Source organism: Actinosynnema sp. NPDC020468, assembly GCF_040642015.1.
GTDB lineage: Bacteria > Actinomycetota > Actinomycetes > Mycobacteriales > Pseudonocardiaceae > Actinosynnema.
On sequence record NZ_JBFAEO010000081.1, the window covers coordinates 1 to 20,489 of the forward strand.

The 20,489-nt window shown below is 71.5% G+C and carries 21 protein-coding genes; 9 read left to right on the plus strand and 12 right to left on the minus strand.

The window, feature by feature from the left end:
• Positions 1–33: 33 nt before the first annotated feature.
• From dxs to AB0G50_RS34500, 3 genes are all read right to left on the minus strand, one after another.
• Positions 34–1,932: a 1-deoxy-D-xylulose-5-phosphate synthase gene (gene dxs / locus AB0G50_RS34490; protein ID WP_360117788.1), complete on the minus strand. Its 1,899-nt coding sequence runs from the start codon at positions 1,930–1,932 to the stop codon at positions 34–36.
• A gap of 73 nt (positions 1,933–2,005) precedes the next feature.
• Complete coding sequence (locus AB0G50_RS34495) at positions 2,006–3,235, minus strand: class I SAM-dependent RNA methyltransferase (protein ID WP_360117790.1); 1,230 nt, start codon at positions 3,233–3,235, stop codon at positions 2,006–2,008.
• Positions 3,232–5,226: an APC family permease gene (locus AB0G50_RS34500; RefSeq protein ID WP_360117793.1), complete on the minus strand. Its 1,995-nt coding sequence runs from the start codon at positions 5,224–5,226 to the stop codon at positions 3,232–3,234. The genes AB0G50_RS34495 and AB0G50_RS34500 overlap by 4 nt, the downstream gene beginning before the upstream one ends.
• A gap of 83 nt (positions 5,227–5,309) precedes the next feature.
• Here AB0G50_RS34500 and AB0G50_RS34505 point away from each other — a divergent pair, with 83 nt between their 5' ends.
• The 3 genes from AB0G50_RS34505 (at position 5,310) to AB0G50_RS34515 (ending at position 7,261) form a co-directional block, all read left to right on the plus strand.
• Positions 5,310–5,972: a TrkA family potassium uptake protein gene (locus AB0G50_RS34505; protein ID WP_360117796.1), complete on the plus strand. Its 663-nt coding sequence runs from the start codon at positions 5,310–5,312 to the stop codon at positions 5,970–5,972.
• Positions 5,972–6,628 carry a TrkA family potassium uptake protein gene (locus tag AB0G50_RS34510; RefSeq protein ID WP_360117799.1) on the plus strand — a complete coding sequence of 219 codons (657 nt, stop codon included), beginning with the start codon at positions 5,972–5,974 and terminating at the stop codon, positions 6,626–6,628. Before AB0G50_RS34505 ends, AB0G50_RS34510 begins: the two co-directional genes overlap by 1 nt.
• A gap of 132 nt (positions 6,629–6,760) precedes the next feature.
• Entirely contained in the window at positions 6,761–7,261 is a 501-nt protein-coding gene (locus tag AB0G50_RS34515) for an RICIN domain-containing protein (RefSeq protein WP_360117802.1), read from the plus strand.
• A 54-nt stretch (positions 7,262–7,315) separates the two neighbouring features.
• Here the strand turns inward: AB0G50_RS34515 and AB0G50_RS34520 are convergent, their stop codons facing one another.
• Positions 7,316–8,032: a DUF3159 domain-containing protein gene (locus tag AB0G50_RS34520; protein ID WP_360117805.1), complete on the minus strand. Its 717-nt coding sequence runs from the start codon at positions 8,030–8,032 to the stop codon at positions 7,316–7,318.
• Positions 8,029–8,406 carry an OB-fold nucleic acid binding domain-containing protein gene (locus tag AB0G50_RS34525; RefSeq protein ID WP_360117808.1) on the minus strand — a complete coding sequence of 126 codons (378 nt, stop codon included), beginning with the start codon at positions 8,404–8,406 and terminating at the stop codon, positions 8,029–8,031. The genes AB0G50_RS34520 and AB0G50_RS34525 overlap by 4 nt, the downstream gene beginning before the upstream one ends.
• A gap of 106 nt (positions 8,407–8,512) precedes the next feature.
• Here AB0G50_RS34525 and AB0G50_RS34530 point away from each other — a divergent pair, with 106 nt between their 5' ends.
• Positions 8,513–9,184: an alpha/beta hydrolase gene (locus AB0G50_RS34530; RefSeq protein WP_360117811.1), complete on the plus strand. Its 672-nt coding sequence runs from the start codon at positions 8,513–8,515 to the stop codon at positions 9,182–9,184.
• Positions 9,185–9,467: 283 nt separating this feature from the next.
• Here AB0G50_RS34530 and AB0G50_RS34535 read toward each other — a convergent pair whose 3' ends face one another.
• Complete coding sequence (locus tag AB0G50_RS34535; protein ID WP_360117814.1) at positions 9,468–10,097, minus strand: DUF3710 domain-containing protein; 630 nt, start codon at positions 10,095–10,097, stop codon at positions 9,468–9,470.
• Positions 10,098–10,101: 4 nt separating this feature from the next.
• Positions 10,102–10,569, minus strand: a complete 468-nt coding sequence (gene dut, locus AB0G50_RS34540) for a dUTP diphosphatase (RefSeq protein ID WP_360117817.1) — start codon at positions 10,567–10,569, stop codon at positions 10,102–10,104.
• A 24-nt stretch (positions 10,570–10,593) separates the two neighbouring features.
• Between dut and AB0G50_RS34545 the strand changes: the two genes are divergently transcribed.
• The gene (locus tag AB0G50_RS34545; protein WP_360117820.1) at positions 10,594–11,055 is read left to right on the plus strand and encodes a DUF3093 domain-containing protein; all 462 of its coding nucleotides are present in this window, start codon (positions 10,594–10,596) and stop codon (positions 11,053–11,055) included.
• A gap of 101 nt (positions 11,056–11,156) precedes the next feature.
• Here AB0G50_RS34545 and AB0G50_RS34550 read toward each other — a convergent pair whose 3' ends face one another.
• Positions 11,157–11,456, minus strand: coding sequence for a DUF4193 domain-containing protein (locus AB0G50_RS34550; protein ID WP_121003693.1), 300 nt, complete (start codon positions 11,454–11,456; stop codon positions 11,157–11,159).
• 429 nt (positions 11,457–11,885) lie between these two features.
• Between AB0G50_RS34550 and cei the strand changes: the two genes are divergently transcribed.
• Complete coding sequence (gene cei, locus AB0G50_RS34555) at positions 11,886–12,605, plus strand: envelope integrity protein Cei (protein WP_360117823.1); 720 nt, start codon at positions 11,886–11,888, stop codon at positions 12,603–12,605.
• 138 nt (positions 12,606–12,743) lie between these two features.
• On the opposite strand, the gene AB0G50_RS34560 is transcribed toward cei, so the two are convergent.
• A complete protein-coding gene (locus tag AB0G50_RS34560) occupies positions 12,744–13,544 on the minus strand; it encodes an inositol monophosphatase family protein (protein WP_360117826.1) in 801 nt (266 codons plus the stop codon).
• A gap of 94 nt (positions 13,545–13,638) precedes the next feature.
• On the opposite strand from AB0G50_RS34560, the gene ppgK reads away from it, so the two are divergent.
• The 3 genes from ppgK (at position 13,639) to AB0G50_RS34575 (ending at position 16,579) form a co-directional block, all read left to right on the plus strand.
• Positions 13,639–14,400, plus strand: a complete 762-nt coding sequence (gene ppgK, locus AB0G50_RS34565; RefSeq protein WP_360117829.1) for a polyphosphate--glucose phosphotransferase — start codon at positions 13,639–13,641, stop codon at positions 14,398–14,400.
• 194 nt (positions 14,401–14,594) lie between these two features.
• Positions 14,595–15,899 carry an RNA polymerase sigma factor gene (locus AB0G50_RS34570; protein ID WP_360117832.1) on the plus strand — a complete coding sequence of 435 codons (1,305 nt, stop codon included), beginning with the start codon at positions 14,595–14,597 and terminating at the stop codon, positions 15,897–15,899.
• Positions 15,900–16,399: 500 nt separating this feature from the next.
• Complete coding sequence (locus tag AB0G50_RS34575) at positions 16,400–16,579, plus strand: hypothetical protein (protein ID WP_015800348.1); 180 nt, start codon at positions 16,400–16,402, stop codon at positions 16,577–16,579.
• A gap of 432 nt (positions 16,580–17,011) precedes the next feature.
• Here the strand turns inward: AB0G50_RS34575 and AB0G50_RS34580 are convergent, their stop codons facing one another.
• From AB0G50_RS34580 to AB0G50_RS34590, 3 genes are read right to left on the minus strand one after another with little or no spacing between them, the layout of a single operon-like run.
• Positions 17,012–18,184 (minus strand): ROK family protein, encoded by a 1,173-nt coding sequence (locus tag AB0G50_RS34580; protein ID WP_360117836.1) that lies wholly within the window; start codon positions 18,182–18,184, stop codon positions 17,012–17,014.
• A gap of 2 nt (positions 18,185–18,186) precedes the next feature.
• Positions 18,187–19,617 (minus strand): ABC transporter permease, encoded by a 1,431-nt coding sequence (locus AB0G50_RS34585; RefSeq protein WP_360117839.1) that lies wholly within the window; start codon positions 19,615–19,617, stop codon positions 18,187–18,189.
• A gap of 25 nt (positions 19,618–19,642) precedes the next feature.
• A complete protein-coding gene (locus AB0G50_RS34590; RefSeq protein ID WP_360117842.1) occupies positions 19,643–20,416 on the minus strand; it encodes an ATP-binding cassette domain-containing protein in 774 nt (257 codons plus the stop codon).
• Positions 20,417–20,489 lie beyond the last annotated feature (73 nt).

A 20,489-nucleotide genomic window follows, 5' to 3' on the forward strand; every position in this document is an offset into this window, starting at 1 on the left:
CCCCCGGGAGCCGCGCCGTTCCGGTCGTCGGTGCTACTCGCGGACCGCGGCGCCCACCTCGGCCGGGTGCGCGGCGGCGACCCACTCGGTGACGCGCCGCGCCACGTCCTGCGCGGTGAGGCCCACGTCGGCGAGCACCTCGCCGCGTTCGCCGTGCTGGTGGAACTCCTGCGGCACGCCCAGGTCGCGCAGCGGGGTGGCGACGTCGGCGTCGCGCAGCGCGGCGGCCAGCGACCAGCCGAACCCACCGTGCCGGCCGCCGTCCTCCACGGTCACCACGAGCCGGTGCCGGGACGCGAGGTCGACCAGGTCCGCCGAGATCGGGAACACCCAGCGCGGGTCCACCACGGTGACACCGATGCCCTGGTCGGCGAGCCGTTGCGCGGCCGCCAGGCCCAGCTCGCCGAACGCGCCGACGGTGACCAGCAGCACGTCGGCGCCGTCGCGGCGGAGCACGTCGACCGTGCCGAGGCGTTCCACGGCCGGCAGGTCCGGGCCCACCGAGGCCTTCGGGTAGCGGACGACGGACGGGCCGTCGGAGATCCGGACGGCCTCGCGCAGCTCCTCGCGCAGCGTCGCGGCGTCGCGGGGCGCGGCCACGTGGATGCCGGGGATCGCGCCGCAGATCGACAGGTCCCACATGCCGTGGTGGGAGGCGCCGTCGGGACCGGTGATGCCGGCCCGGTCGAGCACGACGGTGACGCCCTGGCGGTGCATGGCGACGTCCATCAGCAGCTGGTCGAACGCCCGGTTGAGGAACGTGGCGTAGACCGCGACCACCGGGTGCATGCCGCCCATGGCGAGGCCGGCGGCGGAGGTCATCGCGTGCTGCTCGGCGATGCCGACGTCGAAGCAGCGCTCGGGGTGGCGGCTCGCGAACTTGTCCAGGCCCGTCGGGCCGCGCATGGCGGCGGTGATGGCCACCAGGTCGGGCCGCTCGTCGCCGAGCGCGGCCAACTCGTCGGCGAACACGTGCGTCCAGGTGCGCTTGGCCGGGTGCACGTTCTCGCCGGTGATCGGGTCGATGACGCCGGTGGCGTGCATCTGGTCGGCCTCGTGGTTCTCCGCCGGCGCGAAGCCGTTGCCCTTGCGGGTGACGGTGTGCACGATGACCGGCCCGCCGAAGGACTTGGCGCGGCGCAGCGCGGACTCGAGCGCGACGAGGTCGTGGCCGTCGACCGGGCCGATGTACTTCAGGCCGAGGTCCTCGAACATCGCCTGCGGGCTCAGCGCGTCCTTGATGCCGCGCTTGGTGGCGTGCAGGGCCGCGTAGAGGGGTTTGCCGAACACCGGCGCGCTCTGGAGGGCGTTCTTGCCGCGTTCCAGGGCGCGCTCGTAGCCGGGTTGCAGGCGCAGCGACGACAGGTGGTCGGCGAGGCCGCCGATGGTCGGCGAGTAGGACCGGCCGTTGTCGTTGACCACGATCACGACCGGTCGGTCGGCGCCGGCGGCGATGTTGTTCAACGCCTCCCAGCACATGCCGCCGGTCAGCGCGCCGTCGCCGACGACCGCCACGACGTGCCGGCGCCGGCCGGTGAGCTGGTAGGCCTTGGCCAGGCCGTCGGCGTAGGACAGCGCGGTGGAGGCGTGGCTGTTCTCCTCCACGTCGTGCTCGCTCTCGGCGCGCGAGGGGTAGCCGGACAGGCCGCCCTTCTGCCGCAGCGTGTCGAAGGCGGCCTGCCGGCCGGTGAGCACCTTGTGCACGTAGCTCTGGTGCCCGGTGTCGAACACGATGGAGTCCTCGGGCGACTCGAAGACGCGGTGGACGGCCATGGTCAGCTCGACGACGCCGAGGTTCGGTCCGAGGTGGCCGCCCGTGCGGGAGACCTTGTCGACCAGGAACCGCCGGATCTCCTCCGCGAGCCGCACCAACTCGTCGGCGCCCAACCGCTTCAGATCGGCCGGTCCGTGCACGGATTCCAGCAGCGACACTCGCTCCACCTCGCCCTGTGGTCGACTCCCCGACGTCTGCGCCAGTCTACGGACCACCGGCGCAGACGACGGGTCAGCGGGAGGGCTCCAGCAGCGCGACGCATTCCACGTGGTGCGTCATGGGGAACGCGTCGAACGCCCTGAGCTGGGTCAACCGGTAGCCCTGCTGGCCGAACGAGGCCACGTCCCTGGCCAGCGCGGCCGGGTCGCAGGCGACGTAGACCACACGGACGGGCCTGCTGCGGGCGATGGCCGTGACGACGGCCCGGCCGGCGCCCTTGCGCGGCGGGTCGAGCACCACCACGTCCGGCGGCACGTCGGCGAACTCGGGCTGCTCCAGCACGTCCTCGGTGCGCCCGACGTGCCACTGGACCTGCGGCAGGTCGGACAGGTTGAGCCTGCCGTCCTCCACCGCGCCGCGCGAGGACTCGACCACGGCCACCGCGCCGCTGTGCCCGACCTGCTCGGCCAGCACGGACGCGAACAGGCCCGCGCCGCCGTAGAGGTCCCACGCGCGGTCGCCGGTGTGGCAGTCGGCCCAGTCGCCGACGACCTTGGCGAGGGTGTCCGCGGCGGCCGGGTGCACCTGCCAGAACCCGTCGGCGCGCACGTTCCAGGCGCGTCCGGCGGCCAGTTCGGTGGCGGTGCCGCTGCCCGCGCGCCGGCGCGGCGGTCCGGGAACAGGTCGGCCGCGGCGCATCGCGGGTGGTCCGATCTCGGTCAGGTGCACCTGGCCGCCCGCGTCGCGGGTGATCACCAGCTCGGACCGGGCGGGCCAGGCCCGGTCGACCACCTCGTCCAGCGCGCCGGGCGCGGCGATGACGCACCGGTCGACCGGGATCACCTCGTGGCTGCGGTGCGCGCGGAAACCGGGCCGACCCTGCCGGTCGACGGCCATCCGCATCCGGGTCCGCCACTCCTCCGGGCCGCCGGGCAGGTCCTCGACGATGACCTCCCAGTCGAGCTTGGCGAGCCGTTGCAGCTGCTCGGCGACGACGACCGCCTTCAGCTCGCGCTGGGCCTCCCAGCCGGCGTGCTGCCAGTCGCAGCCGCCGCACAGGCCGGGCCCGGAGAACGGGCAGGGCGGCTCGACCCGGTCCGGCGAGGCCTCCAGCACCTCGACGGCGTCGCCGCGGCAGAACGAGCCGCCGCCGTCCTCGGTGATCCGCACGACCACGCGTTCGCCGGGCAGCGCGTGCCGGACGAACACCACCCGGCCCTCGTGCCGGGCCACGCAGTGCCCGCCGTGGGCGACCGCGCCCACCTCCACCTCGATGAGGCGCTGCTTCCAGGTCGCGGTCACCGCTCCTCCCGCTTGTCCAGGCCGCGCCGGATCGCGCCGGGCGCCACCACGTCGCGGTCGGTGACCTTGGCCGAGGACGCGAGCTGCCACGGCACGCTGGTCACCATCACGCCGGGCTCGAACAGCAGCCTGCCCTTGAGCCGCAGCGCGCTCTGGTTGTGCAGCACCTGCTCCCACCAGTGACCGACCACGTACTCCGGGATGAACACGGTGACCACGTCGCGCGGGTTGTCGGTGCGGACCCGCTTGACGTAGTCGAGCACCGGCTTGGTGATCTCCCGGTAGGGGGACTCGATGACCTTCAGCGGCACCTTGAACCCCTCCTTCTCCCAGTCCTGGACGAGCTTGCGGGTGTCCGAGTCGTCCACGTTCACGGTCACCGCCTCCAGGTTGTCCGGCCTGGTCGCCTTGGCGTACGCGAGGGCGCGCAGCGTCGGCATGTGCAGCTTGGAGACCAGCACCATCGCGTGGTTGCGGGCGGGCAGCAACTTCTGCCGCTCCTGCTGGCGCAGCTCCTCGGCCACCCGGTCGTAGTGCCTCCGGATGGCGGTCATCAGGGCGTAGATCGCGGCCATCGCGGCGATGGCGATCCACGCGCCCTTGGTGAACTTGGTGATCAGCACGACCACGAGCACCGAGCCGGTCATCACCAGGCCGATCGTGTTGATCGCCTGCGACCGGCGCATCCGGCGGCGCGCGGCGGGCTCCTCCTCGGTCGCGAGCAGCCGGTTCCAGTGCCGGATCATGCCCGTCTGGCTCATCGTGAACGACACGAACACGCCCACGATGTAGAGCTGGATGAGCCGGGTGACCTCGGCGTCGAACGCGATGACCAGCACGACCGCCGCGCCGGCCAGGAAGACGATGCCGTTGCTGAACGCGAGCCGGTCGCCGCGGGTGTGCAGCTGGCGGGGCAGGTAGCGGTCCTGGGCGAGGATCGAGCCGAGCACCGGGAAGCCGTTGAACGCGGTGTTCGCGGCGAGCACCAGGATCAGCGCGGTGACCACGGTGATGAAGTAGAAGCCCGCCGGGAAGCCCGCGAACACCGCGCCGGCGATCTGCGCGACCATCGTCTTCTGCTCGTAGCCCGCGGGCGCGCCGATCAGCTGGCGCGCCGGGTCCTCGGCCATCTTCACGCCGGTGAGCTGGGCCAGCACGATCAGGCCCATCAGCATCACGACGGCCAGCACGCCCATCGCGAGCAGCGTGGTCGCCGCGTTGCGCGACTTCGGCTTGCGGAACGCGGGCACGCCGTTGCTGATCGCCTCGACGCCGGTGAGCGCGGCGCAGCCGGACGAGAACGCCCGGAGCACCAGGAACACGAACGCGAGACCCATCAGGTGGTCGTTCTCGGCGTGCAGTTCGAACCCGGCGCTCTCGGCGCGCATGTCGTCGCCGAGCAGCAGGCCGCGGAACAGGCCCCAGCCGATCATCAGGATCACGCCGACCATGAACGCGTACGTCGGCACCGCGAAAGCGCCGCCCGACTCGCGGATGCCCCGCAGGTTGATGGCGGTGAGGATGACGATCGCGGCGACCGCGAACTCGACCTTGTGGGTGGCGACGAACGGCACCGCCGAGCCGATGTTCGCCGCGGCCGAGGAGATCGACACCGCCACGGTGAGGATGTAGTCGACCAGCAGGGCGCTGGCGACCGTGAGGCCGGCCCGCTGGCCGAGGTTGACCGTGGCGACCTCGTAGTCGCCGCCGCCGGAGGGGTACGCGTGGACGTTCTGCCGGTAGCTGGCGACCACGACGAGCATCACCAGGATGACCACCAGGCCGACCCACGGCGCGAGCGCGTAGGCGGACAGGCCGGCGACGGACAGGACCAGGAAGATCTCTTCAGGGGCGTACGCCACCGACGACATGGCGTCCGAGGCGAACACCGGCAGCGCGATGCGCTTGGGCAGGAGCGTGTGAGCGAGGCGATCGCTCCGGAAGGGCCTGCCGACCAGGACGCGCTTGGCCGCTGTTGCGAGCTTGGACACGGATGGAAAGCGTAAGGGGTCCTCATCCCCTGGTCGGAGCAATCCTCGGTAGGTTCTCCCCAAGCGTCGTCGCGGGAGGCATTGTGCACGTGGTGATCATGGGTTGCGGCCGGGTGGGCTCGTCCCTGGCCAAGGCCCTGGAGCGCCTGGACCACCAGGTGTCGGTGATCGACAAGGACGCGCAGTCCTTCCGCCGGCTCGGGCAGGACTTCCACGGTCAGCAGGTCGTCGGCAACGGCTTCGACCGGCGGGTGCTCGTCGAGGCGGGCATCGAGCGGGCGGGCGCCTTCGCGGCCGTGAGCAGCGGCGACAACTCGAACATCATCTCGGCGCGGGTCGCGCGCGAGACGTTCGGCGTCGAGGCCGTGGTGGCCCGGATCTACGACGAGAAGCGGGCCGCGGTGTACGAGCGGCTGGGCATCCCGACGGTGGCGACGGTGCCGTGGTCGACCGACCGGTTCCTGCGGATGCTGCTGCCGGAGGGGGCGACCACGGCGTGGCGCGACCCGTCCGGCTCGGTGGCGGTGTTCCCGCTGACCCTGCACGAGGACTGGGTGGGCCACCCCGTGCGCGAGTTGCAGGACGTCACCGGCTGCCGGGTGGCGTTCGTGATGCGCTTCGGCACCGGCGTGCTGCCGGACCGCAAGACCGTGCTCCAGGCCGACGACGTGGTCTACGTCGCGGCGCTGTCCGGCACCGTGACCGACGTGGCCGCCGCTGCGGCGCACGCGCCCGAGGAGAGCTGATGCGGATCGCCATTGCCGGCGCCGGCGCGGTCGGTCGGTCGATCGCCGCCGAACTGGTCGCCGACGGTCACCAGGTGCTGCTGATCGAGCGGGACCGCAACCACTTCGAGCCGCACACCGTCGAGCAGGCCGAGTGGGTGCAGGCCGACGCGTGCGAGCTGTCGTCGCTGGAGGACGCCGGGTTGCAGCTGTGCGACGTGGTGATCGCCGCGACGGGTGACGACAAGGTCAACCTGGTGGTGTCGCTGCTGGCCAAGACCGAGTTCGCGGTGCGCCGGGTGGTGGCGCGGGTGAACGACCCGGCCAACGAGTGGCTGTTCACCGAGTCGTGGGGCGTCGACGTGGCGGTGTCCACGCCGCGCATCCTGTCCGCGCTGGTCGAGGAGGCCGTCACGGTCGGTGACGTGGTGCGGCTGATGACGTTGCGGCAGGGTCAGGCCAACCTGGTCGAGATCACCCTTCCGGAGGACACCCCGCTCGCGGGCTCGCCGGTGAACGCGCTGGCGCTGCCCCGGGACGCCGCGTTGGTGACGATCCTGCGCGGTGGGCGGGTCATCGTGCCGACACCGGACGACTCGCTCGAAGGTGGCGACGAACTCCTGTTCGTGGCGGCCGCGGACGTGGAGCGCGAGATCCGTTCGGCTCTCGGTTACTAGCGGTTCCCGGTCCCGGCGGGCGGCCTCACCTGCGGGAGTGGTCGCGGCCGGTCGCGCTGCCGACGGTATTTCGGACCCCGAGGGTGTCTCCGGGCGACCATTCCAGGTCGCCCGGAATCGAACGGGGTGAGCATGAGGGCAATCGGTCGAGCGGCGGCGGTGCTGGCGGTGGCGGCGGGTGTCGCCGGGTCGGTGTCCGGGGTGGCGACGGCGGCGCAGGAGGACCTGGAACTCCGCATCGTCACCTTCGCGGGCAAGTGCCTGGACGTCGAGTACGGCAGCACCGACGACAGCGCCCGGATCATCCAGTACCGCTGCCACGGCGGTGACAACCAGAACTTCACCCTCCACGCGGTCGGCGGCGACAAGGTCGAGATCCGCACGTTCGCGGGCAAGTGCCTCGACGTCCAGCGCGCGAGCACCCAGGACAGCGCGCAGATCATCCAGTACCGCTGCCACGGCGGCGACAACCAGCGGTTCACCGGCGAGTACCTGGGCGACGGCAAGGCGCGGATCAACACCTTCGCCGACGGCAAGGTCCTCGACGTCAAGGGCGCGAGCACCGACGACGCCGCCCCGATCATCCAGTACCGGTGGCACGACGGCGACAACCAGAAGTTCTCGCAGGGCTGAGCACGCGTGAAGGCCCCCGTCCGGACGTCCGGACGGGGGCCTTCCCACAGGTTCCTAGCGGCGTTCCTCGACCGGGGCGGGTTCCTCGACGGCCGGGTGGCTCTCGGCGCGCAGGCGTTCCTCGGCGGCGGCGTTCTCCGCCTCCTCCTGCTCCTGGCGGGCCTTGAGGCGCTTGTCGGAGCGGCGGACGGCCCAGACCGTCGCCACCAGTGCCACGGCCATCAGCGGGTAGCCCATCGCGAGCTTGGCCACCGCGAGCCAGCCGACCGAGCCCTCATCGTAGAGCCAGCGCTGCACCACGAACCGGGAGATGAACACCAGCGCCCACACGAGCGTGGCGATGTCGTAGTCCCGGACCGAGGCCTTGTCCTTGCGCCAGCCCTGGCCGTGGCCGTTCAGCGCGCTCCAGACCACGCCGGCCAGTGGCCAGCGGACGAGGATGGAGAGCACGAACCCGCCGCCGTAGACCAGGCTCTGCCAGATGCCGAACAGGAAGAAGCCCTTGGCCGATCCCGTCCGGTAGGCGATGAACGCGGCGATGCCGACGCCGAACACGGCGGACACGGCGGGCTGGATCGAGCCCTTGCGCAGGGCCAGCACGATGCCGATGGCCACGGCCGAGCCCAACGCGCTCCAGATCGCGGGCGTGAGCCCGGCGAGCGCGTTGACCAGGACGAAGACCACCACCGGCAGCGAGGAGAACAGCAGGCCGCTGACGCCGCCCATCTGCTCGAGCAGGGTCGGCTGCTTTTCGTCGTTCACTGAAGTCATGAAGCGTTCTGCAACTCGTAGTAGGGGTTGTAGAGGACCTTCCTACCGTCTCTGACGGCGATCCGCCCCCGCGCCTTGATCGTCCGACCGGGTTCGATTCCGGCGATCCGACGCCTGCCCAGCCACACCAGCGTGACTCCCTCGGTGCCGTCGTACAGCTCGGCCTCCAGGGTCGCCGCCGCGTCGCGCGGGCACAGTTCGACACTCCGCAGCCGGCCCAACACCGTCACCTCTTCGCCGGACTTGCAGTCGCACGCCCGCACGGCGCCGACCTCCACGGCTTTTCGGGACAGGTCGTCGGCGTCCAGCTCGCTGACGTCGGTGGTGAGCCGACGCACGAGGCGGCGCCAGTAGCCGCCCCCAGAAACAGTCATCCCCGACTCCTGGGTGCTTCGTGGGCCTCGACCTCGAGACCCGTCCACCGGCCAGGGTAACCGTGCGGGTCACCGGTCGTACCCGACTGGGGGAGGATCTGCGGACATGACCCCGTCACACGCTGTTCTCCTCCCCGGCACGGCGTCCGACGAGGTGTTCATCGCTTCGGTGTTCACCACTCCCCTGGCCCACGCGGGAGTGATGTTGGAGGCACCGCCGTCGCGCTCGGTGACCGCCCGGCTGGCCGCGCTGGACGCCGCGTGGGACGGCGTCCCGCTGCTGGTGGGAGGCGTGTCGCTGGGCGCGCACGTGGCCGCGTCGTGGGCCGTGGCGCACCCGGAGCGGTGCGCGGGCCTGCTGCTCGCGCTGCCCGCGTGGACCGGCGCGCCCCACGGCGCTCCCGCCGCGTCGGCGGCCGCGGCGAGCGCCGCCGCGGTGACCGGGGTCGGGGTGGCGGGCGCGCTGGCCGACGTGACCGGTTGGCTGGGCGCGGAACTGCGGCGCGCGTGGACCCGGTACGGCGACGACCTGGTGCCGGCGCTCACCGAGGCCGCCACGTGCCCCGCGCCCACCCTGGCGCAGCTGGCGGGTCTGACCGTGCCGGTGGGTGTCGCCGCGTTCGAGGACGACCCTGTGCACCCGGCGGAGGTCGCCCGCGCGTGGGCGGACGCGCTGCCGCGGTCCGTGCTGCGCACCACGACGCTCGCCGACCTGGGCGCGGACCGGACGTCGCTGGGACGGGCGGCGGTCGACGCGTGGCGGGCCGCGGCCGGATGACCCGCACACCGGGCCGAGCCCGCCCTCGCGCCACGAGCGACACCCCGGTGCCGACCGACCCCGGGGCACTCGACGAGCATCCGGACGGACGAGGGCACGTCGACCGATCCGGGGCACCGGCGGCAACCGCCACCGCGCCCCCGACCCCGGACACGGCCGACCGCCACACCCTTCCGGCCCCGGACACGAGCGGAGGGGTGACGCGTGCGCGCCACCCCTCCGTCCGACTCCGCTCGGCGGCGACCACCGCGACCACCGCGGCACCGGCCTCACCTGCCGTCGGCTAGCCCTCTTGCTGCTGCTGCGCCTGGATGTGCCGGGCGATGGCCTCCGGCAGCTCGATCGGCAGGGGGGTGCGGACCGGCATCGGCTGGTCGCCGCGGACCACGACGGTGTGCCTCAGCAGTTGGCGCATCGCCTCGAGGCCCTGGTCGGCCTGCGGCTCGGACGGCGCGGCGACCACGCCGCGGACCATCCAGCGCGGGCCGTCGACCGCGACGAACCTCAGGTGCACCTCGGGGCCGCGGGCCGAGATCTCCTCGCCCCACTCGCCGTTCTCCCGGTTGATCCGGAAGCCGTCGGACTTGAGCTGGGTGATCAGCTCGCCGCCCACCTCGGGCCACAGCTTCTCGGTCTTCGGCGCGGCGAACGCGCTCACCGTGAGCTGGCCGACCGGGGTGAGCAGGTGCACCGCGCGCACCGCGCCCGCGGGGTCCATCTCGACCTGGAGCTGCGCGCCGTCGGGCACCGGCAGCCGGATCGAGCCGAGGTCGAGCCGGTTCAGCCCGTCGTCCGGGGCGTCCGCGTGGTCGAACGGCCCCTCGCCGGGCTGCGCGCCGCCGACCTCGGTCTCCGATTGCGCCGTCCCCCGGTTCGCGGAGTGCCTGCCACGCTTGCGGCGCCGACCGAACATCGCCTTACCCCTCCGTCCGGGCGAGCACGTCGTGCCCGCCAGTAGAGCCGTACCCGCCGCCACCGCGTTCGGAGGCGGGCAGTTCGTCAACCTCGCGGAACACCGCGTGCTCCACCTTCTGCACCACGAGCTGGGCGATCCGGTCGCCGCGGCGCAGCACGACCGGCTCGCGCGGGTCGTGGTTCACCAGGCACACCTTGATCTCGCCCCGGTAGCCCGAGTCGATCGTGCCGGGCGTGTTGACCACGCTCAGCCCCACCCTGGCAGCGAGCCCGCTGCGGGGGTGCACGAAACCCGCGTGACCTTCGGGCAGGGCGATGGCGACACCGGTGCCGACCACGACGCGTTCACCGGGTTCGATCACCACGTCCGACGTGGTGACCAGGTCCGCGCCGGCATCACCCGGTCGGGCGTACGACGGCGGGGGCACGCTCTTATCGAGCCGGGACAGCAGGACCTCGACGCTGGGCACGGCGCGCGAGACTACCCTGGTGGCGTGAGCGAGACTGCTGTGACCGCCCCGACCGCGTTCCGCGAGCGGCTGTTCGTGCCCTGGTGGGGTTGGCCGCTCCCGCTGCTGGCCGCGGTGCTGCTGGCCGCGGAGATCCACATGGGCTTCCCGGGCGTCCGGTCGTGGCTGCCCTACCTCATCACCGTGCCGCTGGCCGTGCTGCTGCTGATCCGGATGGGATCGCTGCGGGTCGAGGTGTCCGGCGGGGAGCTGCGGGTCGGCGGCGCGCACGTGCCGCTGGAGCTGCTGGGCGAGGTCGAGGTGTTCGACTCGAAGTCCAAGCGCCGGGCGATGGGCCCGAACCTGGACCCGATGGCGTTCGTCGCGCACCGCGGCTGGGTGGGGCCGGTGGTGAAGGTCGAGTTGAAGGACCCGGCCGACCCGACCCCGTACTGGGTCTTCAGCGTCCGGTCGGCGGACCGGCTCGCCGCGCTGCTGCGCGGCTGACCAGGCACGCCCCCGAAAGGCGGCTGGGCGCCACCCCGGCGGTGGGGGTGAGCGCCCAGGACGTGTCCTTGCGTTTCGCTTCTCGTCGGATCAGACTTCGCTCAGGCGCAGTCGCGGCAGATGTACTGGCCGTTGACTTCCTCGGCGAGCCTGCTCCGGTGATGCACGAGGAAGCACTTCGAGCACGTGAACTCGTCCGCCTGCTTGGGAAGGACCTTGAACGTCAGTTCCTCACCGGACAGGTCGGCGCCCGGTAGCTCGAAGTTCTCGGCCGACGCGTCCTCGTCGATGTCGACGACGCCGGACTGCGTCTCGTTGCGCCGCGCCTTCAGCTCCTCGAGGGAGTCCTCAGCGAGTTCGTCCGCCTCGCTGCGACGCGGAGCGTCGTAGTCGGTCGCCATCTTCTTTCACCCCTGCGGTCAACGGAGACTGTTCGTGTCGCTGGATAACGCACCAGCGCCCCTGTTTGTGCCCCCGTCCCCAGTGACGGAGGTCTCGCTTCCGCGGCCGGGCGCCAACCCCCTGAACGTCGACGCTTCCCGGTGTCCGGCCCTGTGCGGAGCGCCGAGAGGGTAGCTCACCGCTCGGTGTGACGCGCAGCGGGTTCCCCCTAATTGAGCAGACGGGTGACAGGCCCTTCCCACGCTGGACCGATAGGCTTCGGGGCAGGCCCTGCCGACTCCCCGTGGACGCACTGTCGCTCCGCGGGGTCGCGGACCGTCCGCCACCGGGTGATTGCCCAGCGCAACCACACCGTTCGGGGCGCGGTCGAGCCGGACGCGGCATAGCCTTTTCTTTCGACAGCACTACGCCAGGGGAGGTCGGTGGGCGTGGGACCGGGTACGGGGAGCGCCGGGTCGTCGCGGTACCGGAGGCGACGGCCGCTACCGGCGCTCGTCCTGTTCCTGGTGCTGGCCGTCACGGCGGTGGTGGTGTGGAACAAGGTGCTGGCGAGCGCGGGCGACGTGGACGCGGCGATCCGCTGCAACGCGCCCGGCAACGCGCCGGCGCCGACGACGGGGGCCGATCCGGCCGCCCCACCTGCGGAGACGCCCGCACTGGGCACCGTGCTGTCGCACGACGCGCTGGATCGCACCGACCCCGTTCCGGTGGGTGACGTGCACTTCCGGGCGGTCAACGCGAGCACGCAGCGCAACCAGGCCCGGTTCGTGGCCACGACGCTGGTCGAGCTGGGGTTGCAGCAGGTCGCCGAGCCGGGCAACGACCCGGTGTACCCGGCGCAGGACATGACGTGCCGCGGCCAGATCCGCTTCGGCGCGCCCGGCGCGGGCGCGGCCCGGACGTTGAGCCTGATCGAGCCGTGCCTGGAGCTGGTCCGCGACGAGCGCCAGGACGCGACCGTGGACGTGGCGGTGGGCAAGAAGTTCTCCGAGCTCAAGCCCAACCACGACGCGCGCAAGGTGCTGGACCAGCTGGCCGCGTGGGCCGAGCAGAACCCCGAGCACCAGGGCGGTCAGGCGGCCGAGGGCTCGCCTCCCCCGTCGCTGGACAAGGACAACCTGGCGTCGGCGCGCGACGTCCACTGCTGACCTGTGATGTTCCTCACAACCAGGCGGGAATGACCCGTTCGGACGCGGCGAGTTGTGCGCGCACGTCCTACGAGTCGTGCGCTCCCGTCGCACCGACGGCACGGTGAGGCGCCCCGGTCGAACCGGGGCGCCCGTCCGTCAGACCTTCCCGAAGCCGCACTCCACGAGCGCGGCGAACAACGCGTCCGCGATGCCCGGCGCCGCCGCGAACGTGGCGTCCGCGCCCAGTTCCGGCGCCTCGCCGGGCAGCAGCACGACCGCGCCCGCCTCCTTGGCCAGCAACCCGCCCGCCGCCCAGTCCCACCGGCCCAGCGCGTGCTCGACGTAGGCGTCCAACCGCCCGGCGGCCACGGAGCACAGGTCCAGCGACGCCGCGCCCGCCCGCCGGATGTCCCTCAACCGGGTGGCGAGGCCGGCCCAGGTGTCCGCCTGGCGTTGCCGGCGTTCCGCCTTGTAGGCGAATCCGTAGCCCAACAGGGAGACGTCCAGCCGGGTGACGTCGGAAACGGCGAGCCGCTGGTCGCCCAACCACGCGCCACCGCCCTGCCAGGCCGTCCACACCCGGCCGCTCGCGGGCTCCAGCACGACGCCCGCGACCGACACGCCGTCCAGCTGCGCGGCCAGCGACACCGCGTAGTGGGGAATCCCGTAGAGGTAGTTCACCGTTCCGTCGATCGGGTCGACCACCCACGTGAGGCCTTCCAGGGCGGCCTCGCCGCCCTCCTCCTCGCCGATCACCGGTTCACCGGGCCGCAGCTCCGCGAGCAGCGACCGGACGAGCCGCTCGGACGCCCGGTCCGCGGCCGTGACCACGTCGGTGACCGTCGACTTCGTGTCCACGTCGGTGACCGCCTCCTCGCGCATCGACCGCACGAGAGCACCCGCTTCCCCCGCAACGCGCACCGCGACGTCGACCAGGGACCGCAGCTCGAGACCCACCTGTTCCTCCTCGTCACTCTCACGGGACTATCGGGGACCCGCAGGCTAGTGTCTGCGGCCACTGTTACTGAATCGAGTAGGAAGGGCCACGGGGATGGGCATGCTCCGCGGTTTCGGCGTGGACATCGGCGGTTCGGGGATCAAAGGCGGACTGGTTGACCTGGAGGCGGGTGCGCTGGACGGCGAGCGGCTCCGCATCGACACCCCACAGCCGTCCACGCCCGACTCCGTCGCCGACGTGGTCGCGAAGATCGTCGAGAAGTTCGACTGGAAGGGCCCCATCGGCGTCACCCTGCCGTGCGTGGTGAAGCGCGGCGTGGCGCACACGGCCGCCAACGTTGACCACGGCTGGATCGGCACCGACGCGGCCGGCCTGTTCGCCGAGCGGCTCGGTCGCGCGCCCGAGGACATCCTCGTGCTCAACGACGCGGACGCGGCGGGCATCGCCGAGATGCGGTTCGGCTCCGGCGTCGACCGGGACGGCCTGGTGGTGCTGCTGACCTTCGGCACCGGCATCGGCAGCGCGCTGTTCCTGGACGGGAAGCTCGTGCCGAACACCGAGTTCGGCCACCTGGAGGTCGACGGCCACGACGCGGAGAAGCGCGCGGCGGCGTCGGTCAAGGAGGACAAGGGCCTGACCTGGGCCGAGTGGGCGCCGCGGGTGTCCCGGTACGTCTCGGTGCTGGAGAACCTGATCTGGCCGGACCTGGTCATCGCGGGCGGCGGTGTCAGCAAAAAGGCGGAGAAGTGGCTGCCGCTGCTCGACGTCCGCACCGAGGTCGTGGCGGCCGCGCTGAAGAACGACGCGGGCATCGTGGGCGCCGCCGTCGCCGCCGCGCGGCAATCCGCCCACTGAACGCACCCTTCCTAGCTGCGAGAACGCGTGTCGGGACGCACCGAATCCCATCGTGGCGCACCGGCACGCGATTCTCGTCGTTACAATGGAACGGTGCCCCGCCGACGAACGATCCGGCGGACCATCCCCATACTCCGGCGACCGAGGTTCGCGCCCTTCGGTTTGCCTTGATCGACAGTCGCGAAAGGGCGTACGTGGCAGCCGCGAAGACGACCCAGGCAGCTCAGGCTGACGCCGAGGAAACGCCCAAGGCCACCTCGGCGAGGAAGGCACCGGCGAAGAAGCCGGTCGCGAAGACCGCCGCGGCGGGGAAGACGGCCACGCGGACGCCGCGCAAGACGGCCGCCAAGACCGCCGCCGGTCCGGTCAAGGCAAAGAAGGGCGAGGGCGACGAGCCCGAGGAGCTGGAGGGCGGCCCCGACGGCGAGGACCTGGTCGACGACGTCGAACTGATCGACGAGCCGGTCGAGGAAGAGCCCGCCGAGGAGGAGACCGCCAAGCCCGGCGAAGGCGACTTCGTCTGGGACGAGGAGGAGTCGGAAGCCCTGCGGCAGGCCCGCAAGGACGCCGAGCTCACCGCGTCGGCCGACTCCGTCCGCGCCTACCTCAAGCAGATCGGCAAGGTCGCGCTGCTCAACGCGGAGGAGGAGGTCGAACTCGCCAAGCGCATCGAGGCCGGCCTCTACGCCGCCGAGCGCGTGCGCCGTGCCGAGGACGAGAACGAGAAGCTGACCCCTCAGCTGCGTCGCGACCTCCGCTGGATCGTGCGGGACGGCGAGCGCGCCAAGAACCACCTGCTGGAGGCCAACCTCCGCCTCGTGGTCTCGCTGGCGAAGCGCTACACGGGCCGCGGCATGGCGTTCCTGGACCTGATCCAGGAGGGCAACCTCGGTCTGATCCGCGCGGTGGAGAAGTTCGACTACACCAAGGGCTACAAGTTCTCGACGTACGCCACGTGGTGGATCCGCCAGGCGATCACCCGCGCGATGGCCGACCAGGCCCGCACCATCCGCATCCCGGTGCACATGGTCGAGGTCATCAACAAGCTCGGTCGCATCCAGCGCGAACTGCTCCAGGACCTGGGCCGCGAGCCCACCCCGGAGGAGTTGGCCAAGGAGATGGACATCACCCCGGAGAAGGTGCTGGAGATCCAGCAGTACGCCCGGGAGCCCATCTCGCTGGACCAGACCATCGGCGACGAGGGCGACAGCCAGCTCGGTGACTTCATCGAGGACTCCGAGGCCGTGGTCGCGGTGGACGCGGTGTCGTTCACCCTGCTCCAGGACCAGCTCCAGTCCGTGCTGGCGACGCTGTCCGAGCGCGAGGCGGGCGTCGTCCGGCTGAGGTTCGGCCTCACCGACGGCCAGCCCCGCACCCTGGACGAGATCGGCCAGGTCTACGGCGTGACCCGCGAGCGGATCCGCCAGATCGAGTCGAAGACGATGTCGAAGCTCCGCCACCCGTCCCGCTCGCAGGTGCTGCGCGACTACCTCGACTAGCCCGCTCCACGACCGATGCCGGCACCCCTCCCCGGGGTGCCGGCATCGTCGCGCGAGGGCCGCGGCGGGTGGATCGACGGACCGCCGCCCCCAGGCGACGCCCCGGTGAACTGGACGTGCCGCGTCCGAATGGTGGAATCCCCCACCGTGTTCGCTCTCGGCTGACCAAAGTGTTACCCGTCACAGTCCACGCCCTCCGGGTCCGACCATTCGGCCTAGCGGGACTGTGCCCAGCGACGTATCCGCAGGTGGAAAACCGTTGCGGTGACAGCGGAACGTGAGCGAAGCGGTGGCGAACCGGAGCAACCACCAGGTTCGAACGTCGGGTGTGCCGGGTAAATCGGAAGTGACGCGGGTCGCCACGACCCAGGGAACACTGACTTACGCCCGTGCGTCTGCAAGAGTGGAGCCAGCGAGCACGGCGCACCCGCCAAGTGCGAAGTGGTCGCAGCTAGGTGTGAGGGCACCGATCCCCGGTGCCGGGACGGAGGGAGATTTCCATGACCACGACGCTCACCCGCCCCGCGTTGACCGCTGCCGACCGCTGCGACCGCTGCGGGGCTGCTGCCCAGGTTCGCGCCGTACTCCCCTCCGGGGGCGAGCTGCTGTTCTGCGGACACCACGCCCGCGAACACAGCACGAAGCTGCGTGAACTCGCTGCCGAGTTGCAGCAGGGCTGACCACGCCAGGCCTCCCCAGTGGGCCTGGAGCACCCTTAGCCGTCCGGGGCGGAGACCGAAAGGTCTCCGCCCCCCTGCATTTCCGCACCAAGCAACACGTGCACAGCACGACAGCCGGCACCAAGCAGCCACACCGCACCCTTCGCGCGCCGACCACCTCCGCAACGGTCGCGCCGACCAAGCCAGGGGCCTCGTGTTCTCCCCGTATGGCCTGGGCGCAGCCCAACCGCATGTGTCAAGGGGGCACATCACGCACGACCGTCAGCCACAGACGCAACCGCCCCCTTGACGCATGTGGTTGCCTCCGGCAGGCCATACGGGGAGAACACGACGCCCTAACCCCCGGAGGCGCTGCCCGTCCGGCGAGGACGCTCTTCACTCCCTAAACGCAGGCCAACACCCCAAGCGACCGCACCCCAGCAGCCAACACGCTCACACAATCCCCAACACAGGCTCAAAGGCCAGCTCAGCAGCCCCGATCAACTTGGCATCCCGCCCCAAAGGCGACGTCAGGATCCGAGTCCCACCCACCGCCCGGGACACCAACGACCGCTTCTGCACCCGAACCCGCAACGCCTCCACCACCGGATCCGGCAACGCCGTGAACAGGTCCCCCAGCACCACCAACTCGGGCCCCAACATGTTCACCACGGTCACCAACCCCAACGCCAACCACTCGGTGAAGTCCCCCAACCGCCGGGAAATGGCCCCAGGATCCGCAGCCAGACAACGCAACTCCGCCACCACAGCCCCCCGAGGCGAATCCTCGGCCAACCCCAACGCCCGGCACAACGCGGCCTCACCGACCTCGGTCTCCCAGCACCCCTCACACCCGCAATAACACCGCCGCCCACCGGGCCGCACGACCATGTGCCCCAGCTCCCCGACGTACCCGCCGGTCCCCCGCAACGGCATCCCGGACGAGATCACCCCACCCCCGACCCCCACGTCGGCGGAGATGTAGACCATGTCCGAGGAATCCCGGGCCACCCCGCGCACGTGCTCCGCCAGGGCACCCAGTTCAGCGTCGTTCCCGACCTGCACCGGAACCTTCAACACCGCCGACAACCGCTCCCCCAGCGACACGTCGGTCCAGTGCAGATTGGGCGCCTCGTGCACCAGCCCGTCGGCCCGCCGCACCACCCCGGGCACCGACACCCCGACCCCCACCGGCACCACGTCCAACTCGTCCACCAGCAGCTTGGCCGAGTCCACGACGTGCGTGATCACCTCGCCGGGATCCCGGGACCGGTGGTGCAGGTTCCACGAGTCCCGCCCGAGGATGTCCCCGCCGAGCCCGACCATCGCCATCGCGACCTGCTCGACCCGGATGTCGATCGCCAGGACCACGGCCGCGTGGGGCTGCGGCAGCACCAGCAACGAAGGCCGCCCGGCGCCGGACCGCTGCGCCGGCACCCGCTCCGCCACCACTCCGGCCGACGCCAGGCCGTCCACCAGGGCTTTGATCGTGCTGCGGTTGAGACCCAGCTCAGCCGCCAGCGACGCCCTGGTGGACGGGCCGTCCACGTGCAGCCGGCGCAGGAGTGCGGTGCGGTTGTGCCTGCGGACCTCGTCCGGCCGGGCGCCCGCGGTGGGTGAGGTCACGGTCAGCGGACGGCGACGGCCGCCCGCCGACGCGACAGGGCGTCGACACCCGCGGCCAGCAGCAGGACCAGGCCGGTCACGATGAAGACCACCGCCGCGGGCTGCTTGAGCAGGCCCATGCCGTTGGTGATCGTGGTGAGGACCGCGCCACCGATGACCGCGTCGCGCAGCCGGCCCTTGCCGCCGAACAGCGACGTGCCGCCGATGACCGCGGCGCCGACCGAGAGCAGCAACGTGTTGCCACCACCGGCGTTCGGGTCGACGGAACCGACCTTGGACGAGTAGACGATCGCGCCGATCGCCGCCGCCGACGAGGCGATCACGAACACGCTCATGCGGATCTGCGCCACGTTGATACCGGCGCGACGAGCCGCTTCCTTGTTGCCACCGACGGCGTACACGTGCCGACCGTACTTGGTGCGGTCCAGGACGAAGGTGCCGACCACCAGCAGGACCAGCACGATCGGCACCACGTAGGGCACGCCGGTGATCCGGACGAGGTCGCTGACGGACCGGTTCACGGTCAGCAGGTAGGTCGCGACGGCCGACAGCACGACGATCAGGCCGACCTTCCCGAGCACCATCGGCGTCGGCGACGCGACGAGCCCGCGGCGCAGCCGGGTGAAGTGCCGACCGAGCACGACCGCCGCGTACCCGCCCGCTGCCAGCACGAACAGCACCCAGCTGCCCGCCGTGGTCAGGTTGCCGTTGGCCACCTTGAACAGCGTGTCGTTGTTGAGGCCCAGCGTGCCGCCCTGCCCGATGAACTGGAGCACGACGCCGCCCCAGGCGAGGAACAGCGCCAGCGTCACCACGAACGACGGGATGCCGACCTTCGCGACCAGGTAGCCGGTGATGCAGCCGATGGCGGTGCCGACGCACAGCGCGAGCAGCATCTCCACCCACGGGTTCGCGGCCACGCCGAACGCCGCGATCAGCAGCGCCACCAGGGACAGCGCGGCGCCGGCCCAGATCCGCATGAGCAGCGCCAGCACCACGGCCAGCGCGAGCAGCCCGCAGAACAGGTAGAAGACGGTGTCGCCCATGCCGCCCAGCAGGTTGCCGCCCTTGACCAGGTGCAGCGCCATGACCGACGCGGTGACGCCGGACGCGGTGCCGGCCGACAGGTCGATCTCGCCCAGCAGCAGCACGAACACCAGGCCCATGGCGATGATCGTGACGCCGGCGCCCTGCGCCAGGAGGTTGGCGATGTTGCCGAGGGTGAGGAAGGTGTCGCTGAGCGCGCTGAACACGATCAGCAGCACGACCAGGCCGAGCAGTGCCGGGAGCGAGCCGAGTTCGCCGCCGCGGACCCGTGCCACGTAGTCGCGCAACGCCTCGCCGGTCGACTGCGAGGTGGTGTCGATGCCGAAGTCGGAGATGGCGCCCTGCGGAGGGGTGTCCTGGGAGGGCGTCTCACTGGTGGTAGTCATGCCGGTCCCTCGGGTCGTGGCGGATTCAGATCGTGGCGGACTCGGGTCGGGCGATGCCGAGGTCGCCGGAACGACCCGCGGTGATCAGCTCGACGACCTGGCCGTGGGTGACGTCCCTGGTGTTGACCTCCGCGGCCATCCGGCCGAGGTAGAGGCACGCGATGCGGTCCGCGACCTCGAAGACGTCGTTCATGTTGTGGCTGATCAGCACCACGCCGAGACCCTGTTCGGCGAGGCGGCGCACGAGGTCGAGCACCTGGCGGGTCTGCGCGACGCCGAGCGCCGCGGTCGGCTCGTCCAGCAGCACGACCCGGCTGTTCCACAGCACGGCCTTCGCGATCGCCACCGTCTGCCGCTGACCGCCGGACAGCGACGCGACCTGGGTGCGCACCGACTTCACCGTGCGCACCGAGAGCGAGGTGAGGGTGCGCCGCGCGGCCTGCTCCATGTCCGCCTCGTCCAGCAGGCCGAACCGGCCGCGCTCGCGGCCGAGGAACATGTTCTGGACGATGTCGAGGTTGTCGCAGAGCGCGAGGTCCTGGTAGACGACCTCGATGCCCAGGTCGGCCGCGTCGCGCGGCCCGGCGACGTGCACGGGCTCGCCGGCGAACCGGACCTCGCCCGAGTCGGTGGAGTGGATGCCCGCGATGCACTTGACCAACGTCGACTTGCCCGCGCCGTTGTCGCCGACGAGCGCGGTCACCTGTCCCTCGTGGACGGTGAAGTCGATGTCGTGCAGGACGTGCACGGGACCGAAGCTCTTGTTGACGCCGCGCAGTTCGAGGATCGGCTCGCTCACTGGATTTCCTCCGTCTCGTCCCCACCTCCCGGTGGGGCGCGTCGCGGCGGGGTGCGTCTCCCGCACCCCGCCG